Origin of the sequence: Eubacterium sp. SB2 (assembly GCF_001244405.1) — a bacterium.
GTDB classification, from domain to species: domain Bacteria; phylum Bacillota; class Clostridia; order Lachnospirales; family Lachnospiraceae; genus Faecalicatena; species Faecalicatena contortus_B.
Genome location: NZ_LN865151.1, coordinates 267,357 through 294,315, shown reverse-complemented (window position 1 = coordinate 294,315; position 26,959 = coordinate 267,357). Strand labels below are relative to the sequence as shown.

Below are 26,959 nucleotides of genomic sequence, written 5' to 3'. Positions count from 1 at the left end.
ATATAGTTAATGGTATACTTATTTCGATAAAGGAGTCTTAATTTATGAAAATGAATGAGTTAAAGCTTGTCTATTTCAGTCCAACAGGCACAACACGAAAGGTCATCATGGAAGTTGCGAGAAATATTGATCTAAAATCCGTCTCCTTTGACCTTACGATCCACAAAGAGAAAAGAGCGCCTCTTCAGTTTAAAAAAGATGATTTTGTTTTATTTGGTATTCCTGTATACAGCGGCCGCGTGCCGAAAACATTTCTGGAATACTTTGACGGCCTGAACGGGGACAACACTCCTGCCGCCCTGGTCGCTACATATGGATGCCGTGATTATGAGGATGCGCTTCTGGAACTCAAAACAGAAGTAGAAAACCGCGGATTCAAAGTAATCGGCGCCGCCGCATTCCCCACAGAACATTCCATCGTACGCTCCGCCGGTCTCGGCCGTCCGAACAAAGCGGACATGAAAATCATTGCAGACTTTGGTATTCAGCTGAACCGCCGCATCAAGAAGGAAGAATCCTTCGATCAATTTAACATCCAGGTTCCAGGCAATACGCCATACAGAAAGTACCGCCGTGCCCCGCTCTGTCCAAAGGTAGACGTAAACCGCTGTACAGAATGCGGAGCCTGTGCCAAGTCCTGTCCGGCAGGTGCAATATCAGCCGAGAGCCCCAAAAAGATAAACAAAAAGAAATGCATCACCTGCCATAAGTGCATCCGTATCTGTAAGCAAAAGGCACGTTATCTCGGCAACTTAAAAACAAAAATGGCATTCAAAAAAATGAACAAAATCTGCCAGAACGATAAGGCGGCTGACGTATTCTTGTAAACGGAGGAGGGAACGCCTGACGTCGAACGGGACGGGGGGCAGACGGAAGCATAGATCTGTTTGAATACTGGCCGCTGTGCTAAGCAGCAGTAAGAGGAAACACACAAAATCAGCCGGAATCCTACGCATTCACCGCCCAATCTGATGATTGGACGGCTCAGGCGTAGTGAAAAGTTGCTTCGGTAGCAACTTTTCTCCGGCTGATTTTGTGTGTTTCCTCTAACTGCTGCTAAGCTCGCTATATGTATCTCAAACAGATCTATGCTTCCGTCTGCCCCCCGTCCCGTCCCACGTCAGGCTGGCTCATCCGACCGGTAGGTAAAAATACCGTCCCGGAGGGAATGCCGGAGTGGGGCCAGCGGATGTGTATGGGCTGCCCGGATACATCCGCCGCCCCCGTCTGTTCCCAACCGGGGGGATCGCGGTCTTTCCTGCCGGCTGGATGAGCCAGCCAAGCGGGCTGTAAGGCGCGGGGCCTCCTGCCTGTAAGGTCGGTTTAAAACGTCCATATAGCGGACGATTAAAAGATCTTATAGAGCCAGAGACGCCCGGAAGGGATGAAACTTGATTCACAAAATCAAGTTTCATTCCGGCCTGTGCTGAAAAAATATCAATTTTTTCAGCGCATGCCGGATGTTCCCTTCCGGGCGCCTCTGGCTCTATTAGATCTTCTTCGTTAAGCGGTCAGGATTTTAAACCGACCTTACAGGCGGGAAGCCCTGCGTCTTACAGTCCGCTTGGCGTCCCCCCCATCCACTCCCGAGGCTAAAGCTCGTGAGTTAGTTCAACTCATCTACTACTTTCTGGATTGCTGCGAGTGCATCATCCGGAAGTTTGTCATATCCTTCTTTTGCAGTCTCGAAAGCTTTGATCTCGTTGACACGGTCGTTCATACGTGCTTTCAGCTGTCCGACATATTCCGGATCATTCATATCCGGTACAAAGCCTTCCCAGTCGAGGATCTCGATGTCTGAGAACGGTCCCCATTTGTGGAAGTCTGCTTTTTTCTCTACGATTGCTTCCAGGATTCCAAGGGTGTCTTTTGGCTGTACCTTCTTGCCCATGAAATCGCCTGTGTTGATGATGTAGCAGTCTACGTTCTTTTCTTCAACCAATTTTTTGAACTTCTCATAGTCGTTAGCCAGCGGATAGGTTCTGAATGGGTTTGCGTATGGTACTACTACCAGTTTGTTCGGGTCTACGCCGGGAGCAAGTCTCTCTGCTGTAGATCTCTTTGTTGCCAGTGTAGCTCCCATTACGGATGCAAGGGAAGCTCCTTTTAATTTTACTACCGGCGGAATGGTAGGATCTTTCATGATCCAGAAGATTGCGTTAACAGGAGCGTCAACCTTATCCACACGGTTTGGTGACCATAATTTGGATTTGATAGCACGTCCGTTACCATTTCTTACGTCTTCTGTTACTAACTGGATCTTTCCGTCTTCGTCAAGTGTTGCGGAGCAGTTCTGCGCTGTCAGCAGATACTTGTTGTCTTCACATCCTGTCGGGTAATCCTGCGTCTTGTCAAAGTAAGTCGGCTCAATCGCAATAGATGCACAGGTATCGGTGTTGATGATGAAAGCGTCATCGTGAAGAACTTTGATATCGTACTTTCCGTCATGCTTTGCATGTGTGATTGTAGATTTACCGGATCCTGACAGACCGTATACGGATGCAACGTATTTGCTTCCGTCAGCCAGTGTGTATTCTTTCTGTCCGCCATGGCAGGAAGCGTATCCGTTGCGGTTGGCAATCGCCCATACCATAGTAAGTGTTCCTTTTTTGTGCTCTCCGAAGTATCTCATACCAAGGATGCATGCACAGTTGGTATCTGTGTTGAAATAGCACAGTGTCTGAGGATCGCTCAGGCAGCTGTAGTCAACTCCCGGATGAGAAACCGGTGTCCACTGCGGATCGGAGAAGATATAGATGTCTGGTTCTTTTCCATCGCCAACTGCAACCGATTCTTTATACATCTTTACATAATCATCTGACATATACTGGAAGTTCAGCATCCAGGAATACATGATATTCTCTTCGCCTTCCGGAATCAGGAGGTGTACCTTAACCATGAATTCCGGGTCAAGCCCTGCATATACAGTCGCATGATACAACTTTTTGTAACGGGCGCTGTAGATAGCATCCATAGCCACTTTGTCTAATTTGTCACAGTCTACTCCAGGTTCTCCTGCGATGCGGCGTGCTGCGGCATAACGTCCTGTAATTGCGCCGTCATTGAATAAAAGCACCTTAGCGTCTGCATCCAGACCAAATTCTTCACCTCTATATACGGGCATATCTGTAACGATTGTTCCCGGAGAATTCTTCGCCAGATTGTATGCCTCTTTTAATGTGTTAACTGGAACTACATTGTTTCCATAAAATGCTGCTTCAATAATGGATCTTGTTTTTGAAAATCCTGGTTTGCCTTTTCCAATTTCACTAATTGGATAATATGCTTTTGTTGACATAGTGTAATTTCCTCCTTCAAATCGAAATTTGTTCTATTATCTCATGTTCGTTATAAAAAGTCAACAGTTTTATTGAAAGACATCTCTGCCACAGTTTCATTTATCATCGTTTTTTCGGGCAAAAGCATATAAAAAAGCGCGAAAATGCAAGATACCGCATTGCATCTTGCATTTTCGCGCTGAATATATATCTTTTTATTGATATTTTATATCTTTTTATCCGTATTTTTGCAACTTCCTCGTTAAATGTTTCACTAACTACTCAAAGTATTTCTTCTTCAGCTTGGTTGTAAATACCATATACCAGATCAATACAATAAGAAATACCACCATAGTAATCAGATCCAAAACTTTCATAGGAAATATAAAGTAATGGATTGCATCCACCGCTCCATACAGGGTTGTGAAAATGCCAAATACAAGAACAGCAGGGAGAGCTTTTTGAACAAATTCCTCTTTGTTGCTGCACATCTGTTCCGTGATTCCCTTGCCAAGCAGCAGGATTTCATTAATGTGTCCGTCCTTTTTCATCTTCACATAAGCATACAGCCCATAGATGCCACAGCCAAAAATCAGGAGGCTAAGCGCCCCAAACATATCTTCCATATATTACACCTCTACTCCCAGGATCTCTTTTACGGTTTCCTTCATCTTATCTGCATCGCATACTCTTGTATGCAGAATCTCTGCATTACGGATTTCTTCGATTGCCTTAGGCACATCAACCTGGGAAACTTTCTCCAGTTCATCAATCAGTGCGAACTCATCCATGGCGTCATACCCCTCGTCAATCGCTGTCATAACGCTTCTCGCAAACTTATATGGACTTGCAGTTGATGCAATCAACGCCTTTGCACTATCTTGGCTCTCCTCCCTGTATGCTTTGCACACATGGGCGGCTACCGCCGTATGTGTATCCATCACATAGCCGGTGGACCGGTAAGTATCACGGATGATCGCCTTTGTCTCCTCTTCGTCTGCAAAACCGCCGATAAAATCAACCAGTTTTTCTTTCATGTCACAAGCACAGCCGCCGATAAAATCAACCAGTTTTTCTTTCATGTCCGGGGTTATCTCGTATGCCCCCTCTGTCTTCAACTGCTGCATGAGAGCGGCATTTTTCCGTGCATCCTGGCCTGCAATCGTGTAAATCAGGCGCTCCAGATTGCTGGAAATAAGTATATCCATAGAAGGGGAAGAGGTCAGCACAAATTCGCGGTTCCTGTCGTATCTGCCTGTCTTAAAGAAATCGAACAGCACTTTATTTTCATTGGATGCACAGATCAGCTTCTCAATCGGTACCCCCATCTGTTTTGCATAATATGCAGCAAGGATATTACCAAAGTTCCCCGTGGGCACGGTCACATTGATCTTTTCTCCCGCTTCAATCTCTTGATTCAGCAGAAGTTTTGCATACGCGTACACATAATACACAACCTGAGGCACCAGTCTGCCGATATTAATAGAGTTAGCAGAAGAGAACTGATATCCTGCATCAGCCAGTTCTTTTTCCAGCTCCCGGTCCTCGAACAGAGCCTTTACTCCGCTCTGGGCATTATCAAAGTTGCCGTGGATGGCAACTACGGATGTATTCTTTCCTTTCTGTGTCACCATCTGCAGTTCCTGTACCCTGCTCACACCGTCCTTTGGATAAAATACAATGATCTTGGTACCAGGAACATCCGCAAATCCCGCCAGAGCAGCCTTCCCTGTATCCCCGGAGGTTGCCGTCAGGATGACGATGTCCTTTGTTACATGGTTTTTCCTGGCTGCAGTTGTCAGTAGGTGCGGCAGGATGGAAAGTGCCATATCCTTAAACGCAATGGTAGCTCCGTGGAAAAGTTCCAGGTGATAAGTATCCCCCACCTTGACCAGCGGCGCAATTACTTCTGTGTCAAACTTCTCGTCATATGCGCAATTAATACAGTGCTTCAGTTCGTCTTCGGAAAAATCAGTTAAAAACTGCTTCATTACCGCATAGGCAGTCTCCTGATAGGTCATATCCTTCAAGTCGTCCATTGTTACATCCAGTTTTGGAATGCTCTCCGGCACAAACAGACCGCCGTCCTCGGCCAGTCCCTTCAGAATTGCTTTGGAAGCGGTCGCTGTATTGTTGGCATCCCTTGTACTTTTGTATAATAGATTCATTCTCTTACCCTCTTTTTCTTTCTTCGCTGTGTTACTGCACTGCATTATATCATATGTTTTAGTTTTTATCAATTTTGTTTGCGAAATATAATAAACAGAATTCCGCTCGCCGCCATCAGCATGGGGTAAAACAGATATGGGGTGATATCGAACGGTGTGAGGCCGGTCAGGGTTGCAGCCGACAGCATCTGTGCGCCGTAGGGAATCATACCCTGCCCCACCGAGGTAAACATATCAAGCAGGGAGGCCGAACGTTTTGGGGCGATCTCATATTCATCACTGATTTCCTTTGCAATCGGCCCTGCCATAACAATCGCCACCGTATTATTAGCCGTACACAGATCTACAAACAGTGCAAGCAGTGCAATGCCAAGTTCCGCCCCTCGTTTTCCTCTGATCCGGCTCTTAATCAGTCTCAGTATAAAATGTATCCCCCCGTATTCTTTTACAAGAGCAACAATGCAGGCAACAATAATAGAGATCACCGTAATGTCATACATGGAGGTCACGCCGTCTCCGACTACATTAAACAAATCGGCCACCGCTATACTGCCTGTTGCAACACCCACAATCAGCGATATTACCGTGCCGCCGATCAAAACCAGAAATACATTGATTCCAATCAGCGCCCCCACCAGTACCAATATATAAGGAAGCACCTTCCAAAGATTATACTCCATGATTGTAGTGCTGCTCAGACGTACATCTCTGGTAATAATCAGAAAAATAATAATTGTAATAACAGCGGCCGGAAGCACCAGCAGAAAGTTCGCTTTAAACTTGTCCTTCATCTCGCATCCCTGTGTCTTAACTGCCGCAATGGTCGTGTCCGAGATCATGGATAAGTTGTCTCCGAACATGGCGCCGCAGACGACCGCACCGATACAGATTGCCAGAGAGAATCCTGTCTTTTCCGAGATTCCGATTGCAATCGGAGCCAGAGCGGCAATCGTCCCCATGGAAGTTCCCATAGAAATCGAGATAAAGCAGCCAATCACAAACAGACCAACCACGGCAAATCTTGCCGGAAGAATGGAGAGCCCGAAATTAACCGTGCTCTCCACGCCGCCTGCCGCCGTCACAGCGCCGGAGAATCCGCCGGCACATAAGAAGATCAGGCTCATTGTGATAATATTCTCGTCTCCTGCCCCTGATGCAACGATTTTTATCTTTTCCCCAAAACTTACTGTTTTATTCTGCATAAATGCCACAAACAGCGCTATCAAAAATCCTACGATTGCCGGCATTGCATAAAAATCTTTGGTCACTATTCCCGCGCCCAGAAATATAACAAGAAATACGGCTATGGGCAGCAGCGCCACAGCCCTTCCTCTATCTGCTTCTGTTTTTGTACTTTCCTGTCTCATTCCATACCCTCTCTTTGTCAAAATATTTCCCGTAAACTTCGGATATCTATCCCCAGTTCCTCCTGTATCTGGCTTTTGTATAAATCTGCGCCTTTATAACAATACAGGTCATGCCGGACACATTCCGCCGCCATAGCGACCATAGGCTTTGATTTTGTCCAGATGACCTCTGATACAGCGTCACTGACGATCTGGCCGAATAGCGCTTCCTTTTTATCGGAAACCAACGTCAGAAAACGCCCTCCCATCTCCTGTTTCTTTTCTTCCAGCATTCCATGTCTGCAGCAGTGGTCCAGCGGCAATTCGTCCTGCTCTTCTCCAAAGTAAACGATCCCCAGGCGGATTCCCTTTTTCTCCAGTTCCTGTATCTCTTCGAGTATCTTTGGCAGATCCTCTGCCCAGATCTGCAACAGTAGTTCCGAACGTGTATCCTTCAGAATGCTGCGGCATACTGCGATCACATTATCATACTCCCGAATATGCCAGAATCTGTCCAAATCCGTCTCCGCCCTGTAATCATGCAGCAGCTCCTCAAGCTGATTCAAGATCTTATCCGTCTCATCCCTGACCCTTCCTGAAATCTCCTCAAACGGCACTGCCGCGTAACGATTTGAACACTCCTCCTCAGAATACAATATAAATCCTTTCATGACAAGGGATTCCAGCACATTATAAATTTTCGAACGGGGAACCGCCGAATACTTACTTGCCTCATATCCTGTCATGCCCCCATTTTTCAGCAAAACAAGGTATACTTTTGCCTCCGAATCTGTAAACCCGATTTTATTCAACAGATAAACTCTGTCATCCTGCAGCATTTTTCTCTCCTTTTATTGCAGCCTTTTCACACAGCCGCATCTCATCACCTTGTTATGCCCGTCTGCTTGTTACGGCAGACAGATTCGGGCACACCTTCCGCCCCTTCAGCGGCGGATATGCCATTCTTACCGCTCTCCTTTCCCAATCTTTTTCCAGGCTTTTGCACCCCTTCGCTGCTCCTACGCCAGGAATGTCCCTACTCCGGCCGCAACCGCCTTATCATATATCTTTTTTGCTGTTACCAGATCCTGGGTTCCGATTCCAACTGTCTTAAAAACAATAATATCTTCCTCAGATCTGCGGCCCTCTATATCCCCCAAAAGCACATCGCCCAGATCACCGGTAAAATCATCCTCTGTGATCAGCCCTGTTTCCAGAGGTATAATAATATCCCCCGCCTCCGACAGCACTGCCTTCCTGGAATCAAAATAGATTCCGGATGCCCGTTTCAGCACGACCGGATCCAGTTCCTGCATATGAGGCTGGTTAGAACCGACACAGCTGACAGTGGCCCCCTTCTTCACCTTTCTGCCATCGAATACCGGCGCCACGGAAGGAGTTGCACTAATCAGCAGATCCGCATCCTCCACGGCATCATCCGAGTTTTCAGCCGCCAGAATCTGTGCTCCGTAATCCCCCAGCTCCCGATTCATCTTCTCCACAAATGCCCAAAGCCGGTCTTTATCCTGATCAAATACCTTAACCTGATTCAAATCTCTCACTGTCAGCATTGCCTCCAGCTGCGTGGCCGCGTGGCCGCCGGTTCCGATCAGAGCCCCCTTTTCACATCTTTTATTTGCCAGTACGTCAAAAGCCGCACCAGAAACTGCGCCCGTGCGGAGTTCATTCACATAATGCCCGTCCAGCACGGAAACAACCATTCCATTCGTAGAATCAATCAGTATAACCTGAGCCGGTGATGGCGGCATTCCCTTTTCACCACTTTCCGGTATTACGTTAACGACCTTGAGGCACCCCAGATCCATCTCCTCCACAAAAGACGGCGTATACATCATAGATCCTCCATGTTCCGGTGCATGTATATTCGCGTGCCCCGGCGCCTCGCCCTTCCCGGCAGAAAAAAGCCGGAAAGATTCCTTCACCGCTTCCACGGCATCCCGCATTGTGAATACCTCTTTCATATCCTCCTTAGACAATAGCAGCATCTTGCTTCCTCCTAAAATAAAATTCCGGTCCCCAAATCCGTATCCGTAGTATCCCCCTTGGGTGACTATTATTATCATTATAGGCAGGAAGTCGAAATTTGTCAATTAGGGGGAGGTCGCCTGTGCGGAGGGGGAACTGCTGGGCGGGCGGGGCAAAGTCCTTATGCCTTTTATGGTGTGAAACATATATACGCATTAAATTCTTTCCGCTCAGCCAAATGTACTGGGATACGCGCAGCAAGTATCCCAGGGAATCCCCACTCCAAGAGTATCACTATTTCCACACATTCCGCATCGCCGCTTCACATCCGCTGCTCCCGTCTTCAGTCCCTCCCGGGGTAAGCGTTTGCTTCTGCCTGGATGCGTCCAGCCGCCGGAACCGGATATAGGGATGTCTGGAAGCGTCTTACTGCTGTTAGTCGGAGTTAAGTAAAATAGAAGGAAAACCGGGGTGAATCTTTTGATACCGAATCAAAAGATTCCCTGGCCTCAGCATGCGAAGCCATCGGGCTTCGGATGATGTGGCCAGGTTGCCCCGGTTTTCCTTCTATTTTACTTTACTCCGGCTTACAGCAGTAACCCGTTTCCAGACATCCCTATATCCGGTTCCTGTCCAGTTTCAGGACATAGGTAAGTAAAAAGTTTCAGGACATAGGTAAGTCCAAATGTTAAACTATACAGAAATAACCAACGAAAGAAGGTGTTTCTGTATGCCATGGAAGGAGACCTCTGTTATGGAACAACGTAAACAATTTATCACAGAATATCTATGTGGAACTGATAGCTTTAAGGCTCTCTGTCAAAAGTTTGGAATCTCAGAAAAAACTGGACATAAGTGGAAAAACCGCTTTCTGGAATTTGGCTTCTCCGGCCTCGCGGATCAGAGCAAGGCCCCTTCTAATTCTCCGAATCAGCTGGATGAAGATACCGTCATTCGTTTAATTAAAATGCGTTCCGCTCATCCGGCCTGGGGGCCTAAGAAACTGGCCGTTCTTTACAAGAGCGCTTATCCAGAGTCGCCAACACCATCTGAGAGTAGTATTTATCGCATTTTGGGAAAAGCTGGGTTGATTCCCAAACGACGCTTTCGGCATCCCGATCCAACTGCTTCCAAGCTGCGTAATAAGTTGGAAGCTCTTCAACCCAATGATGTCTGGACCGTTGATTTTAAAGGCTGGTGGATGTCCCAGGGGGAACGCTGTGTTCCACTGACCGTACGTGATCTGCACAGCCGATACATTCTTACCATCCGCCTGATGGAGAGAACAACTGCTGATGCTGTCAAAGCTGTATTTGAAGAATTATTCTATCACTACGGACTTCCCAAAATCATTCGCAGTGATAATGGTACTCCTTTTGCTTCCTCAAATGGCTTCCTTGGTTTGACAACCTTAAGCGCATGGTGGATGTCTCTTGGCATTCTTCCGGATCGTACCGATCCAGGCTGTCCAACGCAAAATGGTGCCCACGAACGCATGCATGCAGATATAAGCAGGGAGATTCAAGGAAAAATACCTGGTGGCAGAGAGGCCAATCAAGCCGCCATTGATTTGTGGGTGGAAGAATACAACAACATCCGCCCACATGAAGCCTTACAAATGAGTACTCCATCCGATTTTTATAAAAAATCTACTCTGCTATACGAAGAAGCGTTAGCAGAACTGGAATATCCGATTGGTTACCTGCCAAGAAAGATTAACAAACATGGAGAAGTAAAAATCAACAAAACACTGTATTCTGTAAGTTCATCACTTCGAGGCTTACAGGTAGGAGTGCAGCCAAACGGTGATAAAACATATATCATTTGGCTTCACGACTTTCCACTTGGTATGCTTGATACAAAAACCGCTTGTATAACGGCAATGGATGTTTTAAACTGATACTAATTAACAATTCGACTTACCACCTGTTGAATCGACTTACCTATCTCCTGAAACAAAAGACTTACCTATCTCCTGACTGGTCAATCCGGCGGCGGCCCCCCCCCTCCACAAGCACCGCCTACCCCTTCTTACTGTTCGTGTAGTTTACAAGGCCTCCGGCTACGATTAGTTTCTGCATGAATTCCGGAAACGGCTGTCCCTGGAATTCTGTGCCTTTTGTGCGGTTATAGATCTTTCCGCTGTCAAAGTCTACTTCGACTTCGTCTCCGGCGTCTATATTTTGGGCAGCTTCCGGGCATTCAATGATCGGAAGTCCGATGTTGATTGCGTTGCGGTAGAAGATTCTGGCAAATGTTTCTGCGATTACACAGCTTACCCCTGCAGTTTTTAGGCAAAGCGGCGCATGCTCTCTGGAGGAGCCGCAGCCGAAGTTTTTGTTTGCCACAATCAGGTCTCCCGGCTGTACCTTGTTTACGAACTCCGGGTCAATGTCGGCCATCGCGTGGCTTGCCAGTTCCTGTGCATCAAAGGAATTCAGATATCTTGCCGGTATGATTACGTCGGTATCTACATTATCTCCATATTTAAAAACGTGTCCCAATGCTTTCATTATTTGTCACCTACTTTCTCAGGATTTGCAATACATCCTGCGATTGCACTTGCAGCAGCCACTTCTGGGGAAGCCAGATAAATCAGGGATTCCACATGTCCCATACGGCCTACAAAGTTGCGGTTCGTTGTGGAAACGCACTTTTCTCCGGCTGCCATTACGCCCATGTGTCCGCCCATGCAGGGCCCGCAGCTTGGTGTATTGACCGCACATCCCGCATCTACAAAAATATCCAGAAGTCCCTCTGCCATGCATTGTTTGTATATCTTCTGTGTGGCAGGAATTACCATGACACGCACATCCGGATGAACTTCACGGCCTTTCAGAATTGCAGCAGCTTTGCGCATATCCTCCATCCTTCCGTTTGTACAGGAACCAATGACCACCTGATCAATCTTGATCGGCTCCATAGCTTCGATCTCGTCAATGGTCTTTGCATTCCCCGGAAGATGCGGGAATGCCACGGTCGGACGCACCTCTGACAGATTGATCTCAATCACTTCATCATAATCGGCGTCCTCATCTGCTTCATAGATCTTATATTCCTTCACGGAATGCTCTTTTATATAAGCCTGCGCCTTCTCATCCACCGGGAAAATCCCGTTCTTTGCCCCTGCCTCGATCGCCATATTCGCCATCGTAAAACGGTCATCCATAGAAAGTTCCTTCAGGCCGTCCCCTGTAAACTCCATAGATTTATAGAGAGCGCCGTCCACACCGATCTTTCCGATAATATGAATAATAATATCCTTACCGCTCACAAAAGCCCCCGGCTTGCCGGTCAGAACAAACTTTATTGCACTTGGCACCTTAAACCACAATTCCCCCGTTGCCATTCCCGTCGCAATATCCGTCGTGCCCACGCCCGTTGAAAATGCCCCAAGAGCGCCATATGTACAGGTATGGGAGTCCGCACCGATAATACATTCGCCTGCGGTCACAACACCAGCCTCAGGCAGAATCGCATGTTCCACCCCTGATTTTCCCTGCTCAAAATACCATTTCAGCCCCTGGTCCTTAGCAAACTCACGGATAGACTTAGAGTTCTCCGCCGACTTAATATCCTTATTCGGCGTAAAATGATCCGGAACCAAAACAACCTTATCTTTATCAAAAACCCTCTCCGCCATCTCCTTAAAAATAGGCAGAGCCATAGGCCCGGTAATATCATTTGCCATTACCACATCCAGTTTCGCCTCTATCAACTGCCCGGCCACAACAGAATCAAGCCCCGCATGAGCCGCCAGAATCTTCTGCGTCATAGTCATTCCCATCACAACAACCTCCTCTTTCAAATAAATTCTACCTGTCATTCTATCATAATAAAGCGTCAAAGAAAAGATGAGATCTTATCCTTTTTCCATTCCCGCCGCCCATCCCTGTCCCCAGCGTCCCCGTCCTCCCGGCCGGATGCGCCCAGCCTGCCGCCAGAGCGGAGTGCTAATCCCCTGGGGACGCATCTGGTGATTTCTGGTGCATCAAAGTGCGCATTAGAAAACGTTGCATCAAAACAGGAGCCTCACAGAGATAGAATTTGCTTACCAAAGCAAATTCTAAGACGGCATTCACTGCATAATCATAAAGATTATGCAGTGAATGCCGTCGGTTCTCTGTGAGGCTCCTGTTTTGATGTTACGTTTTCTTTGCAAACGGCCTGCACCAGAAATCACCAGATGCGTCCCCAGGGGGTTGGCACTCCGTTCTGGCGGCAGGCGCCCCTTCCCAACTTATTTTGCCTGAATATATTTTTTCGCTGTCAGTGCCTCTGCGCACAATACCGCTCCGCCTGCCGCTCCGCGTACTGTATTATGTGACAGTCCCACGAATTTATAATCAAACATGGTATCTTCTCTCAGCCGTCCGATGGACACGCCCATACCATTTTCATAGTCTACGTCAACTTTAACCTGCGGGCGGTTATCTTCCTCCAGATACTGGATAAACTGCTTTGGAGCACTCGGCAGTTTTGCCTCCTGCGGAAAGCCTTGATAGCTCACCAGTTTCTCGATCAGCTGCTCTTTGGTTGGTTTTTTCTCGAAGTTTATAAATACTGCAGCCGTATGTCCGTTCAGAACCGGGACACGGATACACTGGCATGTGATCTTAGGCAGCTCTGCTTTTACAATTTCGCCATTTTCCACTTTTCCCAGCACTCTGAGAGGTTCCTGCTCACTCTTTTCTTCCTCACCGCCGATATAGGGGATGATATTTTCTACCATTTCCGGCCAGTCTTTGAAGGTCTTTCCTGCTCCGGAAATTGCCTGGTATGTGGTTGCCACAACTTCTTTCGGTCCGAATTCTTTCCATGCTGCAAGACATGGAGCATAGCTCTGAATCGAACAGTTTGGCTTAACGGCAATGAATCCTCTTGTTGTTCCCAGACGCTTTTTCTGGTCTGCAATTACTTCAAAATGGTCTGCATTAATTTCCGGCACTACCATCGGAACGTCCGGTGTCCAGCGGTGTGCACTGTTGTTTGATACAACCGGAGTCTCTGTCTTTGCATATTCTTCTTCAATTGCCTTGATTTCTTCTTTTGTCATATCCACCGCACTGAATACAAAATCTACGGTAGAAGCTACTTTTTCAACTTCATTCACATTCAGCACAACAAGGCTCTTTACGGCTTCCGGCATTGGCGTATCCATTTTCCACCTGTCTCCCACTGCCTCCTCATATGTCTTACCTGCAGAACGCGGGCTTGCCGCTACAGTTACTACTTCAAACCAAGGATGGTTCTCGAGCAGAGAGATGAATCTCTGTCCGACCATTCCTGTTGCGCCTAAAATACCTACTCTTAATTTCTGTTCCATTTTTCTCTCCTTCTCTTTTCCTTTGGTTTTGACAATATTTGTTCCACAGCCTGCTGCGGATCCCGCCCGACCAGGCATACCTTACCGGATGTCCTTTGGAATATTATTTTCTTATATGTTATATGCTCAAATACGCCTCTTGCAAAGCGATAACTTTTTCCATGGCTGCTTTTCCAGGAGCGCCGATTGTGTTTCGCATTTCCACGCAGGTTTTCATACTGATTGCCTCATAGATATCTTCTTCAAATACCGGGGATATTGCCTTGAATTCTTCCAGGGACATATCGTCCAGCGCGACATTTTTTTCGATACAGTAAAGAACCAGCTGCCCCACGATACCATGCGCATCCCGAAACGGCACGCCATGATTGACCAGATAATCCGCTGCATCCGTTGCATTCGTAAATCCGTGTTTCGCACTGTTTTCCATACGCGTTTCATTAAAACGCATTGTCCGGATCATTCCCGTAAACAGCGCCAGACATCCCTTTGTCGTGTCAATGGCATCGAACACCAGCTCTTTGTCCTCCTGCATATCCTTATTATAGGCAAGCGGAATTCCCTTCATCGTTGTGAGAAGTGACATCAAAGCACCGTATACGCGTCCTGTCTTTCCGCGGACAAGTTCTGCGATATCCGGATTTTTCTTCTGCGGCATAATGCTGCTTCCTGTACTGTAGGCATCGTCAATCTCTACGAACTGGTATTCATTGGAATTCCAGATGATCACCTCTTCGGAAAAACGGCTCAGATGCATCATCACAGTTGACATGGCAGACAGAAGCTCGATCAGGTAATCCCTGTCCGACACAGAATCCATACTGTTCAGCGTTGGCCCGTCAAACTCCAGAAGCCCGGCCGTGTACTCCCTGTCCAGGGGATAAGTCGTCCCTGCCAGCGCCCCGGAACCAAGCGGACAGTAGTTCATGCGCTTATAGATATCCTTCATACGTGAACGGTCTCTCTTGAACATTTCGAAATATGCGCCCAGATGGTGTGCCAGCGTGATCGGCTGTGCCTTCTGCAGATGTGTGAATCCAGGCATGTAAGTCTCCGTATTTTCCTTCATTAGATTCAGCAGAACCTCAAGAAGCTCCTTGAGCAGCTTATCCAGATCCAGAATCTCATCTCTGGTATAAAGCTTCATATCCAGAGCCACCTGGTCATTGCGGCTCCTTCCTGTATGTAGTTTCTTCCCGGGTTCCCCAATACGGTCAATCAGATTGGCCTCCACAAAGCTGTGGATATCCTCATACTCGTCCGTGATTTCCAGAACGCCGTTTTCCACATCGGCCCGAATTTCTTCCAGCCCATCTATAATCTGCTCTTTTTCTTCCGCTGTCAGAATTCCCTGTTTTGCAAGCATCGTCACATGCGCGATACTGCCGCGGATATCCTGTTCATAGAACTTTTTATCAAAAGAAATTGATGCATTAAAATTGTACACTAACTGGTCCGTTTCCTTTGTGAAACGACCGCCCCATAACTGCGCCATTTCCTTATCCTCTTTTCTGTATTTTAGATTTTCTCATTAGTTTATCATAGTAACGTGCTGGTGTCTACAATAAATTTCAAGGGGTCTGACCCCTTTGCGGTTCGTTTTCAGAATCTTCTCATTATTCTTTTCTTCTGCTCTCCATCGAAAACTGGCATCCGCAGTAATCCTGGCGGTAAAGCCCGTGTGTTTTCGAGAGTTCTATGGACCTTTTATAGCCGTTTTTCTTTTTAAAGTCGGACTGCAGGTATTTTATCCCATATCTGGATGCTACTTCTTTTCCTATTGTATTCAGCTTTTCCGCATTTTTCATCGGACTGATACTCAGCGTGGTTGTAAAGTAATCGAAACCGCCTTTTGCCGCCATCTGCGCGGTCTCATTCAAACGCAGTTCGTAACACTTAAAGCAGCGCTCACCGCCCTCTTTTACATGTTCAAGGCCTGCGGCCATGCTATAGAACTTATCTTTATCATAATTCCCGGCAAGAAAAGAAACCGGATGCTTAAAATTCATGTCCGAAATTAATGTCTGCTGTTCCAGCAGCCGTTTTGTGTATTCACTTTCCGGGAAAATATTGGGATTGTAATAGAAAACTGTAATTTCAAAATATTCCGATAAATATTCCAGCACATAACTGCTGCAGGGAGCGCAGCAGCTGTGCAGCAGAAGCCTCGGCACCCGCCCCTCTTTCTGCAGAGAAGAAATCAGGCGGTCCAGTTCTTTCTGATAATTTACATAGCGATAGTTCATTTTTAACAGAGACCTTTCTATCGATTCATAATAATCTGAAGGTATTATATCACACCTCCCTGACATCCCGCAACTTATGAGCATATATTCCACGCCCCATCAACCGAATTAATACACAGCTACGCCTTCGAAGCCCCTCCCATTGGACGCCCCTCTCCTACCGACTGGATGCACCAGCCGAAAAACCGGGCAGCCTGTCCCATGCCGGAAGCATATATGCCATTTTATAAATCCTAGAGTGAACGTTAGAGACCCTTAAGGAAAAAACATAGAAAATGATGGGCAGAATTTGCAGTCTCACTGCAAATTCTGAAGCAGCCTAAGACCCGAAATTATCAAATTTCGGGTTGCATGCCGCTGGACCACCATTTTCTATGTTTTTTCCTTTAGGGTCTCTTACGCTAACGGAGCGGATTAATAAAATGGCATATATGCTCCCGGCATGGGACAGGCTGCCCGGTTATTCGGCGTCCCCCCGCTCCCACTGCGTATCCAAATCACTTTAGTATCCCATCCAATGCCAGATTCACCTGAAGTACGTTTACCACCTTTTCTCCAAAAATACCAAGGAATCTCCCGGTTGTATACCTGTCTATGATATCCTGTACCTCTTCCTCCGTCATATCCCGCTCCTTTGCAAGCCGTGGAACCTGATATTCTGCGGCGTCCACACTGATGTGCGGATCCAGGCCGCTGCCGGAACAGGTTACCAGGTCTACAGGTATCTGCTCCTCCTCTGCATCCGGATTTCCTGCCTTGATTTTCTCGACTCGTTCCTGAATCTGTGCTTCGAATTCCTCACCGGCAGGAGTCTTATTAGAAGGTCCTGCATATACCGTCGCCATCCCATCTTTATTTGTGAAGGTCTCGGTATTGATATTCATAATCCTTCCCCACAGGTACTCATCACCTGTGAACTGCTGTCCCAGCAGCTCACTCCCATACTGTACGCCATCTACTTCAATGATACTTCCGTTTGCCTTATCTTTGAAAAACAACTGTGATATGCCAGTCATCAGCCAGGGATAGATTACCCCGCATAAAATGCTGAATATGACAAGCGCCAGAAACGCTTTCCCAACTACTGATTTTAAAGTCTTCATCTATCGACACCTCTTTCTTATTTACTTTCTGCACACTGGCTGATATTTAGAATCCTAAAGCTACTATCAGCATATCTATTAATTTGATGCAGATAAACGGTGCTATGATTCCGCCCAATCCATAAACCAGCAGGTTTCTCGACAATAGTTTGCCTGCGGATACTTCCCTGTACTTTACACCCTTTAATGCCAGAGGTATCAGGGCAATGATAATCAGGGCATTGTAGATAATTGCTGAAAATATTGCGCTCTCTGCACTGTGCAGATTCATGATATTCAAAGCCCCCAATCCGGGATACAGGCTCATAAACAGTGCGGGGATGATTGCAAAATATTTTGCCAGGTCATTGGCGATACTGAAAGTAGTCAGGCTTCCCCTCGTCATCAGCAGCTGCTTTCCGATTTTTACAATCTCGATCAGTTTCGTCGGCGAAGAGTCCAGATCCACCATGTTTCCCGCTTCCTTCGCGGCCTGTGTTCCTGTATTCATTGCAACTGCCACGTCGGCCTGCGCCAGCGCTGGTGCGTCATTTGTTCCGTCCCCGGTCATTGCCACGAGATGGCCTTTTGCCTGCAGCGTACGGATCATATCCAGCTTCCCCTCCGGCGTTGCCTCCGCAAGGAAATCATCCACGCCCGCTTCTGCCGCGATCGCCGCTGCCGTCATCGGGTTATCTCCGGTAATCATAACCGTCTTAATCCCCATCTTGCGCAGATCGGCGAATTTTTCCTTCACGCCTGATTTGATGATATCCTTTAGGTAAATCACTCCCAAAACCTGATGGTCTTTGGCTACAACCAGCGGCGTACCTCCTTTTTCGGCAATCCTGCGTACGATTTCATCGCATTGAGCGCTGAATTTCTGCCCATATGATTCCACATATTCACGTACAGCCTCTGCCGCACCTTTCCGTATTTCACTCTCCGCAGTATTCACTCCGCTCATCCGGGTCTTAGCAGTAAATGGAATGAATTCCATATGAAGCTCTTCCAGACTTCTCTCACGGAAGTTAAATTTCTCCTTCGCCAATATAACTATGCTTCTTCCCTCCGGCGTCTCATCAGGAAGAGAAGAAAGCTGTGCAGCGTCGGCTACTTCCTGTTCCGTGTGTCCGTCTACGGGGATGAACTCGCTTGCCTGCCTGTTTCCAAGCGTGATGGTTCCTGTTTTGTCCAAAAGTAGTGTATCAACATCTCCTGCCGCCTCGATTGCCCTTCCGCTCATGGCCAATACATTAGCCTGATTGAGTCTGCTCATTCCGGCAATGCCGATTGCCGAGAGCAGCGCGCCGATTGTAGTCGGCGCCAGGCAAACAAGCAGTGCAAGCAGCGATGTCACTGATGTCGGATTCTCGATTCCTGCCTGGCCCGCTGAAAACCTGGAGTATGCATACAGGGATACTGTTACTAATATAAAGATTACCGTCAGCGCTATCAGAAAGATTTCCAGTGCAATCTCATTTGGGGTCTTCTTTCTGGATGCGCCTTCCACCATGGCAATCATCTTATCCAGGAAGCTTTCTCCAGCCTCACTGGTCACTCTTACAACAATCCAGTCCGATATGACCGTTGTTCCCCCGGTGACTGCACTTCTGTCGCCTCCCGCCTCGCGGATTACGGGAGCAGATTCCCCTGTAATCGAGCTTTCATCGACAGATGCAGCGCCTTCTACGACTTCTCCGTCTGCAGGAATCTGTTCCCCTGTATGAACGAGCACCAGATCCCCTCTCTTCAAATAAGCAGATTTGACATATTCAATCTGATCCTTCTGGTCAGCAGAAGGAATTTTATTCGCCATCACATCTTTTTTAGATGCCCTCAAAGAATCTGCCTGCGCTTTTCCCCTGCCTTCCGCAATTGCCTCCGCAAAATTTGCAAAGAGTACGGTAAACCATAGTATAACTGCGATTCCTAAGATAAAACCAGCCCCTGCGTCCTGGATGCCGAACAATGCGAGTACAAAAAGGATTGTTGTCAGTATCGCCGATACATAAACCAGGAACATAACCGGATTCTTTACTTCTGTTTTCGGTGACAGCTTGATGAATGCGTCCTTAACTGCCCGCATCAGCATCTTTTTATTCACCATTGTGTCTTTCATCTTTTCTGCCATTTTCGTTATGCCTCCCAACTTATCCTATCATCTGAAAATATTCTGCAATTGGCCCCAGCGACAATGCCGGGAAGAAGCTTAAGGCTCCAACCAGCAGGACTACAAAGATCAGAAGTCCAATAAACATTGCATTGCTGGTGGACAAAGTTCCTGCCGTGACAGCCACTTTCTTTTTCCTGACAAGGCTTCCGGCAATCGCCAGAACCGCCATCATCGGGACAAATCTGACAAAGGCCATAATCAGCCCGAGTGATAGATTGATAAAGAGCGTATCCGCGCCGAATCCGGCAAAGGCGGAGCCGTTATTTCCACCGGCTGAAGAGTATGCGTACAAAATCTCGGACAATCCATGTGCTCCCGGGTTATTCAGGCTGTCTAACGTAGATGGGAGCACCGCTGCGATACCGCTGCCAATCAGGATTGCAACCGGTGTTGCCAGGCAGACAACGCATGCCATCTTCATTTCATACGGTTCGATTTTCTTCCCCAGATATTCCGGCGTCCGCCCGACCATCAGACCGGCGATGAAGACCGTCATGATCGCAAATCCAAGCATTCCATATAGCCCGCATCCGGTCCCTCCAAATACGACTTCGCCAAGCATCATCAGGAGCATCGGTATGGCCCCTCCCAGCGGAGTGTAGGAATCGTGCATGGAATTGACGGAGCCATTAGAGGCCGCGGTTGTAAAGACTGCCCATGTGGAAGAGGTTGCTATCCCGAATCTGGATTCTTTGCCTTCCATATTACCGCCGGATTGTCCGTCCGTGTGCTCTATATTAACCGCACCATCTGCAGCAAGCTGGGGAGTCGCATTCTGTTCTGAGATTGCAACACCTGACAATGCAAGAACCAACATAATCATCATTGCAGCGAAAATCGCAATGCCCTGCTTTTTATCCTTAACATTTCTTCCGAAGGTGAAGCACAGCGCCACAGGTATTAATAGAAGAGACAGCATCTCAATCATGTTGGAAAATGGCGTCGAATTCTCCAGCGGATACGCTGAGTTCACGCCGAAGAAACCGCCTCCGTTTGTGCCCAGCTGTTTAATAGCGATCTGACTTGCCGCCGGCCCCATAGGGATTGTTGCCTCTGTTATCTCCTCTCCCTCTTCCGTTGTGACCGGCTCTACCAGTTGTGTTGTCTCATAGCTGTTCATATTCTGCACAACACCCTGAGACACAAGCAGAACGCTTACTACGATTGACAATGGAACAAGAATGTACAGGACCACTCTCGTAAGATCGGCCCAAAAGCTTCCAAGCCCTTCCGACTTTACTTTTATAAATCCACGGATTAAGGCAAACAGTACACAGATTCCGACTGCCGCAGATACGAAGTTCTGTACGGTCAGACCCACCATCTGTGAAAAATAAGAGAGTCCTGTCTCACCGCTGTAAGCCTGCCAGTTTGTGTTAGTCACAAAACTGACCGCTGTGTTAAACGCCAGGTCCGGGCTCATTCCGCTGATTCCTTCCGGATTCCATGGCAGATGTCCCTGCAGCATAAGAATCAGGAATAACGCAATGAAGCTGAAAATACTGAAAAGTCCTACGCTGGCCGCATATTTTTTCCAGCCCATCTGCTCCTCTTTATTCACTCTGAGGGCTTTATAAACCAGCCCCTCTACCGGTGACAATATCTTACTAAGCCATACCTTTTCACTATTCATAATTTTTCCTATGTAGCACCCAAGCGGTATTGCAAGCGCTACCAGGATGACAACATAAAGCACATACTGTAAAATTGTATTTCCCATTTATTTCTCCTCCTTACAGGTCTCTAATTTACGCCAGTCTATATAAAATTGGGATAATAAAAATACATTCTGGTATTAAAATGGCATTAAAACCCTATTAAGGGCAGTCCGCAATTCTAATCTTTTCCCAGAAATAAGCGGTCAGGACCAGGGATTTTCCAGTTCTGCATCATACCCCAGGTTTCTCAGAAAAAAATAGTTTTTTTTCCCTTTCACTTCGCCTTTCATCCTGATACAGTCATTCACGTCAAATGCCGGTTCCACCCTGCCCTCTTTTTCAAAAGAGGCGAACCGTTCCATATTAAAGTTTGCAGGTACATAGGATGCGTCCAAGGCCTGTGCCGCCCGGAAGTGTTTCATGGCTTCCGCATGCCTGCCCTGTTTTTCCATAACAATACCCCGTAAATTATGCGGCACCGCACTGTCCGGATATAACTCCATATACTTAGGAATCAGGCGGTCACACTCTTCCCACTTATGTTCGGACACATAATTCCTGATGACCCTGCAGAGGTTCTTCAGGTCATCCTCCATATCAAATAATTTTCCACTCCCATATTCGTTAGATTCTTTTTTCATTATAAAAGCCTCCCTGCTTCGGATGCATACTGCTTAACCGCCGCACCCCTATCTTCTCTTTACAACTAAAAAATAGCATGCTTTGTATTAAATAGGTGTGAAAGAACATGGGGAGGGTATTAAAAAAGTATAAAAACCATAAGGAGGAGGTCAAGGGGGTCAGACCCCTTTGCAAAGGGGTCTGACCCCCTTGACCTCCGTTTTCAGAATATTCTTAAAAAAGCAGGAAGCCGTGGGTATTCTTTTCCCACGGCTTCCCGCTTTTATCGCATCTTCAAATTTTCTGATTCTTACTTTATGTTTCAACTTCCTGTATATATTTTGAAAATATTTTATTCAGGATACAGGCTAAAATATATGCTGTTCCTGAAACAGCAATGATAATTAATATCGGCAAAAGATACAGATCAATGGCCACTGCCAGATACGGTATGAGTATTACAATCAGCATCAGGATTGTGCGGCCAATATGCCTAAAGCATAAAAATATGGATATTTTCAATATTTGTTTAATTGTTGTATCAAATTTCGCCAATACTGACGGCAGATAGATTCCTATCATTACATATAAAATCGACATGATTGTAAATACCGTCAGGAAAAAAGCCTGCGCAAACAATTTCCCGGACGCCGCCGCATAAAGATTGAAATAAAGTATTCCCCCAACTGCTGCATACGCCAGCCATATCAATGTCCCCTGCCTGAAATTTTTCAGGAAGGCCTTTACAAAGGAACGGCATATATAGGATTCTTTATTCCTGCACATTTTCAGGGTAACCGTATAGAGGGCCGCCGCCGCGGCACCGGCCGTAATTATGGGAAGGCTGAAAAGAATCCATAATATATTCAGTAAAAACAGGTTGCTGATTTTATAAAGAACCGGCATAAAACCGTTATCCTGGCTGAACACTCTCTGAATCATACATAGCCTCCCTTCTATGTGAAGACGAATGTGGCAGTCTGATGAATCAGGCCATACCGGCGGAATGAAATAATCTCATTTTTCCTTCCGCAATTTCTTCACACTTTGTTTTTACATATTTCATGTAGTTTCTTGGATCTACCTCCGCTGTTTCATTCACAGCAACAGCATCTCTGATTGCATTTGTATACGCCGCTTTAAATTCGGTCCCCACATTGATCTTACTCATGCCCAGGCTGACGCATGTCTGAAAATCTGATTCCGACACCCCAGTCCCCCCGTGAAGAACCAGCGGACAGGATGTCAGCTCAGCGATTCTCCTAAGGCGTTCAAAATCCAGTTTCGGCGTACTCTTATAAAAGCCATGTGCAGTGCCGATTGCGACTGCAAGTGCATCTACTCCTGTTTTTTCTACAAATTCCGGTACTCTCTCCGGGTCAGTCAGTGCACTCGAGGCATCATCAACAACGATCTCTTCTTCCCGCCCGCCGATTCTTCCAAGCTCCGCTTCCACCGAACATCCGAATTTATTCGCATATGCTGCGACATCTCTCGTGATTTCTATATTCTCCTCAAAATCTTTTTTGGATGCATCTATCATAACCGAGGTAAAACCGGCGACTACCGCTTCTTTGAGAAACGCCGCATCTGTTGCATGATCCAAATGGAGACACACCGGAATGTCTACGGATTCCGCCATCCCCTTAATCATCCCGACTGTCTGTTTGAGCCCGATATATCTGGCTGCTCCCATAGAAGCCATGAGAATTATGGGGGAACGCACCCGAAGCGCACTGTTCATCATCCCCTGTGCATCCTCATAACCATTAAAATTAAATGCCGGAACTGCATATTTCTTTTCCCTTGTATCTTTTAAGATTTCTTTTAACGTGACTAATGACATTATACCACACTTTCTCCTTTCTTTCCTATCGTTATGTATTTTTCCAGTTTATTTACTTCTTCTTTCGTTATCATTGCCGGACCAAATTTATATGTATTTGCAAGGCCACATGCACCGGCGTATTTCAGGCATTCTTCTAAAGACGCATCCTGTGCATATTTTGCCAGATATCCTGCTAAAAAAGAGTCCCCCGAACCTACTGAATAGTTTCCGCCCTGTACTTTTTCGGCTTTTCCAAATAGGCATTCCCCGTTTTTACCACAGGCTATACCTCCATTTTCACCATCCGTAACAATCAGTTCTTCGATTCCTCTCTCGTATTTAAAGCGCTTTAATTCTTCTGTAAAAAGAAAAGCATCCAACTGAAACGCTTCCTGGAATTCCTCTCTATTCACTTTCATCAAATTTAATGGGTAATCCCCTGCTATTTTCAGCCAGCTTCCTGAAACATCCGCAACTAAACGATGTCCTTTACAAACCGCATATTCCAGGATCTCCCGAAAATCTTGTTCCGATATTCCCCTGCAGGGCGCACCGCTTATAACAAAAGACTGCTTTTCTTCTGTGTCCATTATGCCCTTTAAAAATATCTTAAGGCCCGAGACCTCTTTTCTGGAAAGCACGGGTCCCGGATCATTATAAGAGAGTGTCTTTTTGTCATACTCCAGCATGACACATGTATTGATCCGGGATTCGCCGGCAACACGGTACTCCAGGCAGTTCAGATGCTCCTTCCTGCCCAGATCCCGGATTATTTCCCCTGTCATTCCGCCTAAAATATTCATGCAAACATATTCTTCACATGCCAGATTCTTTAATGCCCTGGCTACATTCAGCCCTTTTCCCGATATGATATGCAGCACCTCGTCTGCCCGGAACACATTCTGTACGGCAGGTCTGCTTCGCACAATATGCCACTGGTCATAGCCGGGATTCAGGCTTAAAATAAAGTACCTTCCGCCCTTCATTTAATCCCCCTTTGTCGTTTTGCGCACCACTAAAGACGGACGAATCAGATGCTGAACCGGCTGTTTTGGCTGGAAGTCTTTATTCATCTTCTGCATCAGCAGATTTACGGTATTGGCTGCCATGCTGTCCAAATCCTGGTGTACCGTTGTCAGTGGTTTATCGGCAATCAGATGATAGAAGACATCATCATATCCCGCCAGAGAAATATCTTCCGGTATACGATATCCGCATTCCTGGATCGCCTTTTTGATTCCATATGCCATATAATCATTCAGTGCCAGTATCCCATCCGGTGTCCGGCCGCTCTGGAGAAGCTGCTTCGTTTTTACATAACCGTATTCCACACTGATATCATCACAGCCTACAATCCAGTCCTGTTCCACGTCCAGCCCCCTCTCCTCATATGCCTTCCTGTAACCGCTGATACGTTCCTGAGCGACCGGCAGCTTTTTATCACTGGTAACAAAATACCATAGCTCGCGATGCCCATTTTCTAATAAGTAACGGGTCAGCTGGTAGCTGCCCTCCGCATAGTCTGTCAAAACACATTCCTTTTTAAAGCCTGTATAATAGGAAGTACAGAACACGATCGGAATCTTATTCTCCTTCACATCCGTAAAAACTCTGCTTTCATTTTTCCTGATATTCAGCGGAAGCACAATAATTCCATCGTACTGTTTATCCACAAAATTTTCCATAATGCGAGTTTCCATATCCGGATTATTATTGGACACGCCAAGCACAAGTGAGTACCCATATTGATTGCAGTAATGCCCCAGCAGCTTCATGAGCTTCCCGTAATAGGGGTTCTCGGAATCCGGGCAGACTAACCCTATTGTCATAGATTTTCTGAGAGCTAACCCTCTCGCCAGGGGATTCGGCTTATAGTTCATCTCCTCTATGCACTTCAGTACCCGCTCCCGTGTACGGCTGTTCACGACACTCTTATTATTCAATACCAGTGAAACAGTTGCCTCCGAAACACCTGCTTTTTTTGCAATATCCTTTAGTGTTATGTTCCCCATTATCTCTTCCTTTTCTTACTTGTGCCCCATTTTCGGCAGATTTTCTATATTGATGTCAGGTCCAAAATACTTATATAAGACAAGGTCATGTTTGCCTGTGTTTTTAATTATATAACCTTCCTTTGCCCTTTGGCAAGTAATTAAGAGCTCATCCATACAGGAATGCAGGTCAAATTGTCCTGCAGCCACCTCCTGGGCGCCGACGGTCCCCTGCCCCTTCCAGACAAAGATATTGTGTACGCCTCTTTCACGGCTGAAGAATTCTTCACCCGGTTTTAGAATCAGCCTTTTCCCGCTGAATTTCGGAGTCCCATAATAGATCCAGTCTTCCGAGATATCCCCCTGTCTTGTCTCCTCTACCGGTTTCGGATAAATATGCCTCTTCTCATAAAAATCCGGATCGCTGCTTGCCTCCCAGTCAATCAGATCTAAGGCCGCTTCCTCCCCTCTATTCTCAACCGCTTCCTGTGCCACGTCCTTATACAGCATGCTTTTTGGGATGCTGCAGCCCTCCACAACGGGCTGAAATACGGTACAGACATCGGAAGACTCCTGGATCTCCATTGTCAATGCGCTTCCCGGCGCATGAAGTATTCCCGAATCCAGGAAAAATCCTTCTCCCGGTACATTTAAAAAAGCCCGGGAATGCTTTAAGACCTCCTCCTCTCCGGCTTTCCATTCTTTCAGGATCGGAAGGAATATCTCTTTTTGGAGGTTTTGCTCCACAATATACTGATGTACTCCAAAAAAACTCTCCGGATGTTTTCCAAGCGGCGCATCCAGAAAATGATATGCTTCATCCTTGGAATTTTTTCCTATCTTTTTCATGTCCTCTGCCCTTGGATGGATATGGAAAAACAGCCTGGTGCCAAAATCATATATTTTAATCAGCCGTCCCAGGCAGCCGTGCTTTTCTGCATATTCCGCTCCCAGAATCTCTGTCCTGCATAATTGCAGTGCATCACGCACCGTTATATTTTCACCCGGGATCTCCAGATAAGAATAGCCCTCATCCGGTATATCAATTCTGTTATCTGCATGCGTTTCCGAGCAGAACCATCTTTCCATTATGCTGCCGCGTTCACCTGCATCATAGTCTTCCTCCTTCAGCCCCAGCCTTTTTCCCGGCTTTAGAAAATCGTGCGCCACCCAGGCCGGACGAAGCCTTAGTATCCCGTGCATATTTTGAATATAATCTGATAAAACCGCTTTTGTATCTTTCATCTTTCTTG

The 26,959-nt window shown here is 46.7% G+C and carries 22 protein-coding genes; 2 read left to right on the top strand and 20 right to left on the bottom strand.

All coding sequences use genetic code 11. The features are described 5' to 3' along the window. Positions 1 to 44 precede the first annotated feature (44 nt). The gene (locus tag BN1938_RS06220; RefSeq protein WP_050639770.1) at positions 45 to 827 is read left to right on the top strand and encodes an EFR1 family ferrodoxin; all 783 of its coding nucleotides are present in this window, start codon (positions 45 to 47) and stop codon (positions 825 to 827) included. Between the two features lie 779 nt (positions 828 to 1,606). On the opposite strand, the gene BN1938_RS06215 is transcribed toward BN1938_RS06220, so the two are convergent. The 6 genes from BN1938_RS06215 to BN1938_RS06190 all read right to left on the bottom strand — a co-directional run bounded on the left by BN1938_RS06215 (position 1,607) and on the right by BN1938_RS06190 (position 8,798). Next, positions 1,607 to 3,298 (bottom strand): phosphoenolpyruvate carboxykinase (ATP), encoded by a 1,692-nt coding sequence (locus BN1938_RS06215; RefSeq protein WP_050639769.1) that lies wholly within the window; start codon positions 3,296 to 3,298, stop codon positions 1,607 to 1,609. Positions 3,299 to 3,556: 258 nt separating this feature from the next. After that, complete coding sequence (locus tag BN1938_RS06210; RefSeq protein WP_050639768.1) at positions 3,557 to 3,904, bottom strand: hypothetical protein; 348 nt, start codon at positions 3,902 to 3,904, stop codon at positions 3,557 to 3,559. 3 nt (positions 3,905 to 3,907) lie between these two features. Beyond that, the gene (gene thrC, locus BN1938_RS06205) at positions 3,908 to 5,446 is read right to left on the bottom strand and encodes a threonine synthase (RefSeq protein ID WP_050639767.1); all 1,539 of its coding nucleotides are present in this window, start codon (positions 5,444 to 5,446) and stop codon (positions 3,908 to 3,910) included. A gap of 68 nt (positions 5,447 to 5,514) precedes the next feature. Next, a complete protein-coding gene (locus BN1938_RS06200) occupies positions 5,515 to 6,813 on the bottom strand; it encodes a Na+/H+ antiporter NhaC family protein (RefSeq protein ID WP_050639766.1) in 1,299 nt (432 codons plus the stop codon). A 17-nt stretch (positions 6,814 to 6,830) separates the two neighbouring features. Next, entirely contained in the window at positions 6,831 to 7,631 is an 801-nt protein-coding gene (locus BN1938_RS06195) for a TrmB family transcriptional regulator (RefSeq protein WP_050639765.1), read from the bottom strand. A 180-nt stretch (positions 7,632 to 7,811) separates the two neighbouring features. Then, complete coding sequence (locus BN1938_RS06190) at positions 7,812 to 8,798, bottom strand: ornithine cyclodeaminase (protein WP_050639764.1); 987 nt, start codon at positions 8,796 to 8,798, stop codon at positions 7,812 to 7,814. 734 nt (positions 8,799 to 9,532) lie between these two features. Between BN1938_RS06190 and BN1938_RS06185 the strand changes: the two genes are divergently transcribed. Continuing rightward, entirely contained in the window at positions 9,533 to 10,678 is a 1,146-nt protein-coding gene (locus tag BN1938_RS06185; protein ID WP_050639763.1) for a DDE-type integrase/transposase/recombinase, read from the top strand. A 121-nt stretch (positions 10,679 to 10,799) separates the two neighbouring features. Here the strand turns inward: BN1938_RS06185 and leuD are convergent, their stop codons facing one another. The 14 genes from leuD to BN1938_RS06115 all read right to left on the bottom strand — a co-directional run bounded on the left by leuD (position 10,800) and on the right by BN1938_RS06115 (position 26,951). Beyond that, a complete protein-coding gene (leuD, locus tag BN1938_RS06180) occupies positions 10,800 to 11,291 on the bottom strand; it encodes a 3-isopropylmalate dehydratase small subunit (protein WP_050639762.1) in 492 nt (163 codons plus the stop codon). Further along, the gene (leuC, locus tag BN1938_RS06175) at positions 11,291 to 12,565 is read right to left on the bottom strand and encodes a 3-isopropylmalate dehydratase large subunit (RefSeq protein WP_050639761.1); all 1,275 of its coding nucleotides are present in this window, start codon (positions 12,563 to 12,565) and stop codon (positions 11,291 to 11,293) included. The genes leuD and leuC overlap by 1 nt, the downstream gene beginning before the upstream one ends. A gap of 453 nt (positions 12,566 to 13,018) precedes the next feature. Next, complete coding sequence (gene asd / locus BN1938_RS06170; RefSeq protein ID WP_050640020.1) at positions 13,019 to 14,104, bottom strand: aspartate-semialdehyde dehydrogenase; 1,086 nt, start codon at positions 14,102 to 14,104, stop codon at positions 13,019 to 13,021. Positions 14,105 to 14,222: 118 nt separating this feature from the next. After that, entirely contained in the window at positions 14,223 to 15,599 is a 1,377-nt protein-coding gene (gene argH, locus BN1938_RS06165; protein WP_050639760.1) for an argininosuccinate lyase, read from the bottom strand. 121 nt (positions 15,600 to 15,720) lie between these two features. Then, positions 15,721 to 16,350, bottom strand: a complete 630-nt coding sequence (locus BN1938_RS06160; protein ID WP_050639759.1) for an epoxyqueuosine reductase QueH — start codon at positions 16,348 to 16,350, stop codon at positions 15,721 to 15,723. Between the two features lie 497 nt (positions 16,351 to 16,847). Next, positions 16,848 to 17,453, bottom strand: coding sequence for a potassium-transporting ATPase subunit KdpC (kdpC, locus tag BN1938_RS06155; RefSeq protein ID WP_050639758.1), 606 nt, complete (start codon positions 17,451 to 17,453; stop codon positions 16,848 to 16,850). 46 nt (positions 17,454 to 17,499) lie between these two features. Then, positions 17,500 to 19,566: a potassium-transporting ATPase subunit KdpB gene (kdpB, locus tag BN1938_RS06150; RefSeq protein WP_050639757.1), complete on the bottom strand. Its 2,067-nt coding sequence runs from the start codon at positions 19,564 to 19,566 to the stop codon at positions 17,500 to 17,502. 19 nt (positions 19,567 to 19,585) lie between these two features. Then, the gene (kdpA, locus tag BN1938_RS06145; RefSeq protein ID WP_050639756.1) at positions 19,586 to 21,328 is read right to left on the bottom strand and encodes a potassium-transporting ATPase subunit KdpA; all 1,743 of its coding nucleotides are present in this window, start codon (positions 21,326 to 21,328) and stop codon (positions 19,586 to 19,588) included. Between the two features lie 141 nt (positions 21,329 to 21,469). Beyond that, on the bottom strand, positions 21,470 to 21,907 hold the full coding sequence (locus tag BN1938_RS06140) for a tetratricopeptide repeat protein (protein WP_050639755.1): 438 nt from the start codon (positions 21,905 to 21,907) through the stop codon (positions 21,470 to 21,472). A 295-nt stretch (positions 21,908 to 22,202) separates the two neighbouring features. Next, positions 22,203 to 22,829, bottom strand: coding sequence for a YesL family protein (locus tag BN1938_RS06135; RefSeq protein ID WP_050639754.1), 627 nt, complete (start codon positions 22,827 to 22,829; stop codon positions 22,203 to 22,205). 46 nt (positions 22,830 to 22,875) lie between these two features. Continuing rightward, on the bottom strand, positions 22,876 to 23,733 hold the full coding sequence (locus BN1938_RS06130) for a class II fructose-bisphosphate aldolase (protein WP_050639753.1): 858 nt from the start codon (positions 23,731 to 23,733) through the stop codon (positions 22,876 to 22,878). Next, positions 23,733 to 24,701: a 1-phosphofructokinase family hexose kinase gene (locus BN1938_RS06125; protein WP_050639752.1), complete on the bottom strand. Its 969-nt coding sequence runs from the start codon at positions 24,699 to 24,701 to the stop codon at positions 23,733 to 23,735. The genes BN1938_RS06130 and BN1938_RS06125 overlap by 1 nt, the downstream gene beginning before the upstream one ends. Further along, positions 24,702 to 25,727 carry a LacI family DNA-binding transcriptional regulator gene (locus tag BN1938_RS06120; RefSeq protein ID WP_050639751.1) on the bottom strand — a complete coding sequence of 342 codons (1,026 nt, stop codon included), beginning with the start codon at positions 25,725 to 25,727 and terminating at the stop codon, positions 24,702 to 24,704. Positions 25,728 to 25,742: 15 nt separating this feature from the next. Beyond that, a complete protein-coding gene (locus BN1938_RS06115; RefSeq protein ID WP_050639750.1) occupies positions 25,743 to 26,951 on the bottom strand; it encodes a cupin domain-containing protein in 1,209 nt (402 codons plus the stop codon). Between the last annotated feature and the right edge of the window lie 8 nt (positions 26,952 to 26,959).

What these genes read in the sequence shown, in the direction of transcription:
- kdpC (WP_050639758.1), bottom strand. Translation starts at nt 17,453, where the DNA reads ATGAAGACTTTAAAATCAGTAGTTGGGAAAGCGTTTCTGGCGCTTGTC.
- argH (WP_050639760.1), bottom strand. Translation starts at nt 15,599, where the DNA reads ATGGCGCAGTTATGGGGCGGTCGTTTCACAAAGGAAACGGACCAGTTA.
- BN1938_RS06125 (WP_050639752.1), bottom strand. Translation starts at nt 24,701, where the DNA reads ATGAAGGGCGGAAGGTACTTTATTTTAAGCCTGAATCCCGGCTATGAC.
- leuC (WP_050639761.1), bottom strand. Translation starts at nt 12,565, where the DNA reads ATGGGAATGACTATGACGCAGAAGATTCTGGCGGCTCATGCGGGGCTT.
- BN1938_RS06120 (WP_050639751.1), bottom strand. Translation starts at nt 25,727, where the DNA reads ATGGGGAACATAACACTAAAGGATATTGCAAAAAAAGCAGGTGTTTCG.
- asd (WP_050640020.1), bottom strand. Translation starts at nt 14,104, where the DNA reads ATGGAACAGAAATTAAGAGTAGGTATTTTAGGCGCAACAGGAATGGTC.
- leuD (WP_050639762.1), bottom strand. Translation starts at nt 11,291, where the DNA reads ATGAAAGCATTGGGACACGTTTTTAAATATGGAGATAATGTAGATACC.
- BN1938_RS06130 (WP_050639753.1), bottom strand. Translation starts at nt 23,733, where the DNA reads ATGTCATTAGTCACGTTAAAAGAAATCTTAAAAGATACAAGGGAAAAG.
- kdpA (WP_050639756.1), bottom strand. Translation starts at nt 21,328, where the DNA reads ATGGGAAATACAATTTTACAGTATGTGCTTTATGTTGTCATCCTGGTA.
- BN1938_RS06195 (WP_050639765.1), bottom strand. Translation starts at nt 7,631, where the DNA reads ATGCTGCAGGATGACAGAGTTTATCTGTTGAATAAAATCGGGTTTACA.
- BN1938_RS06115 (WP_050639750.1), bottom strand. Translation starts at nt 26,951, where the DNA reads ATGAAAGATACAAAAGCGGTTTTATCAGATTATATTCAAAATATGCAC.
- BN1938_RS06160 (WP_050639759.1), bottom strand. Translation starts at nt 16,350, where the DNA reads ATGAACTATCGCTATGTAAATTATCAGAAAGAACTGGACCGCCTGATT.
- BN1938_RS06220 (WP_050639770.1), top strand. Translation starts at nt 45, where the DNA reads ATGAAAATGAATGAGTTAAAGCTTGTCTATTTCAGTCCAACAGGCACA.
- BN1938_RS06190 (WP_050639764.1), bottom strand. Translation starts at nt 8,798, where the DNA reads ATGCTGCTATTGTCTAAGGAGGATATGAAAGAGGTATTCACAATGCGG.
- BN1938_RS06210 (WP_050639768.1), bottom strand. Translation starts at nt 3,904, where the DNA reads ATGGAAGATATGTTTGGGGCGCTTAGCCTCCTGATTTTTGGCTGTGGC.
- kdpB (WP_050639757.1), bottom strand. Translation starts at nt 19,566, where the DNA reads ATGGCAGAAAAGATGAAAGACACAATGGTGAATAAAAAGATGCTGATG.
- BN1938_RS06215 (WP_050639769.1), bottom strand. Translation starts at nt 3,298, where the DNA reads ATGTCAACAAAAGCATATTATCCAATTAGTGAAATTGGAAAAGGCAAA.
- thrC (WP_050639767.1), bottom strand. Translation starts at nt 5,446, where the DNA reads ATGAATCTATTATACAAAAGTACAAGGGATGCCAACAATACAGCGACC.
- BN1938_RS06135 (WP_050639754.1), bottom strand. Translation starts at nt 22,829, where the DNA reads ATGATTCAGAGAGTGTTCAGCCAGGATAACGGTTTTATGCCGGTTCTT.
- BN1938_RS06140 (WP_050639755.1), bottom strand. Translation starts at nt 21,907, where the DNA reads ATGAAAAAAGAATCTAACGAATATGGGAGTGGAAAATTATTTGATATG.
- BN1938_RS06185 (WP_050639763.1), top strand. Translation starts at nt 9,533, where the DNA reads ATGGAACAACGTAAACAATTTATCACAGAATATCTATGTGGAACTGAT.
- BN1938_RS06200 (WP_050639766.1), bottom strand. Translation starts at nt 6,813, where the DNA reads ATGAGACAGGAAAGTACAAAAACAGAAGCAGATAGAGGAAGGGCTGTG.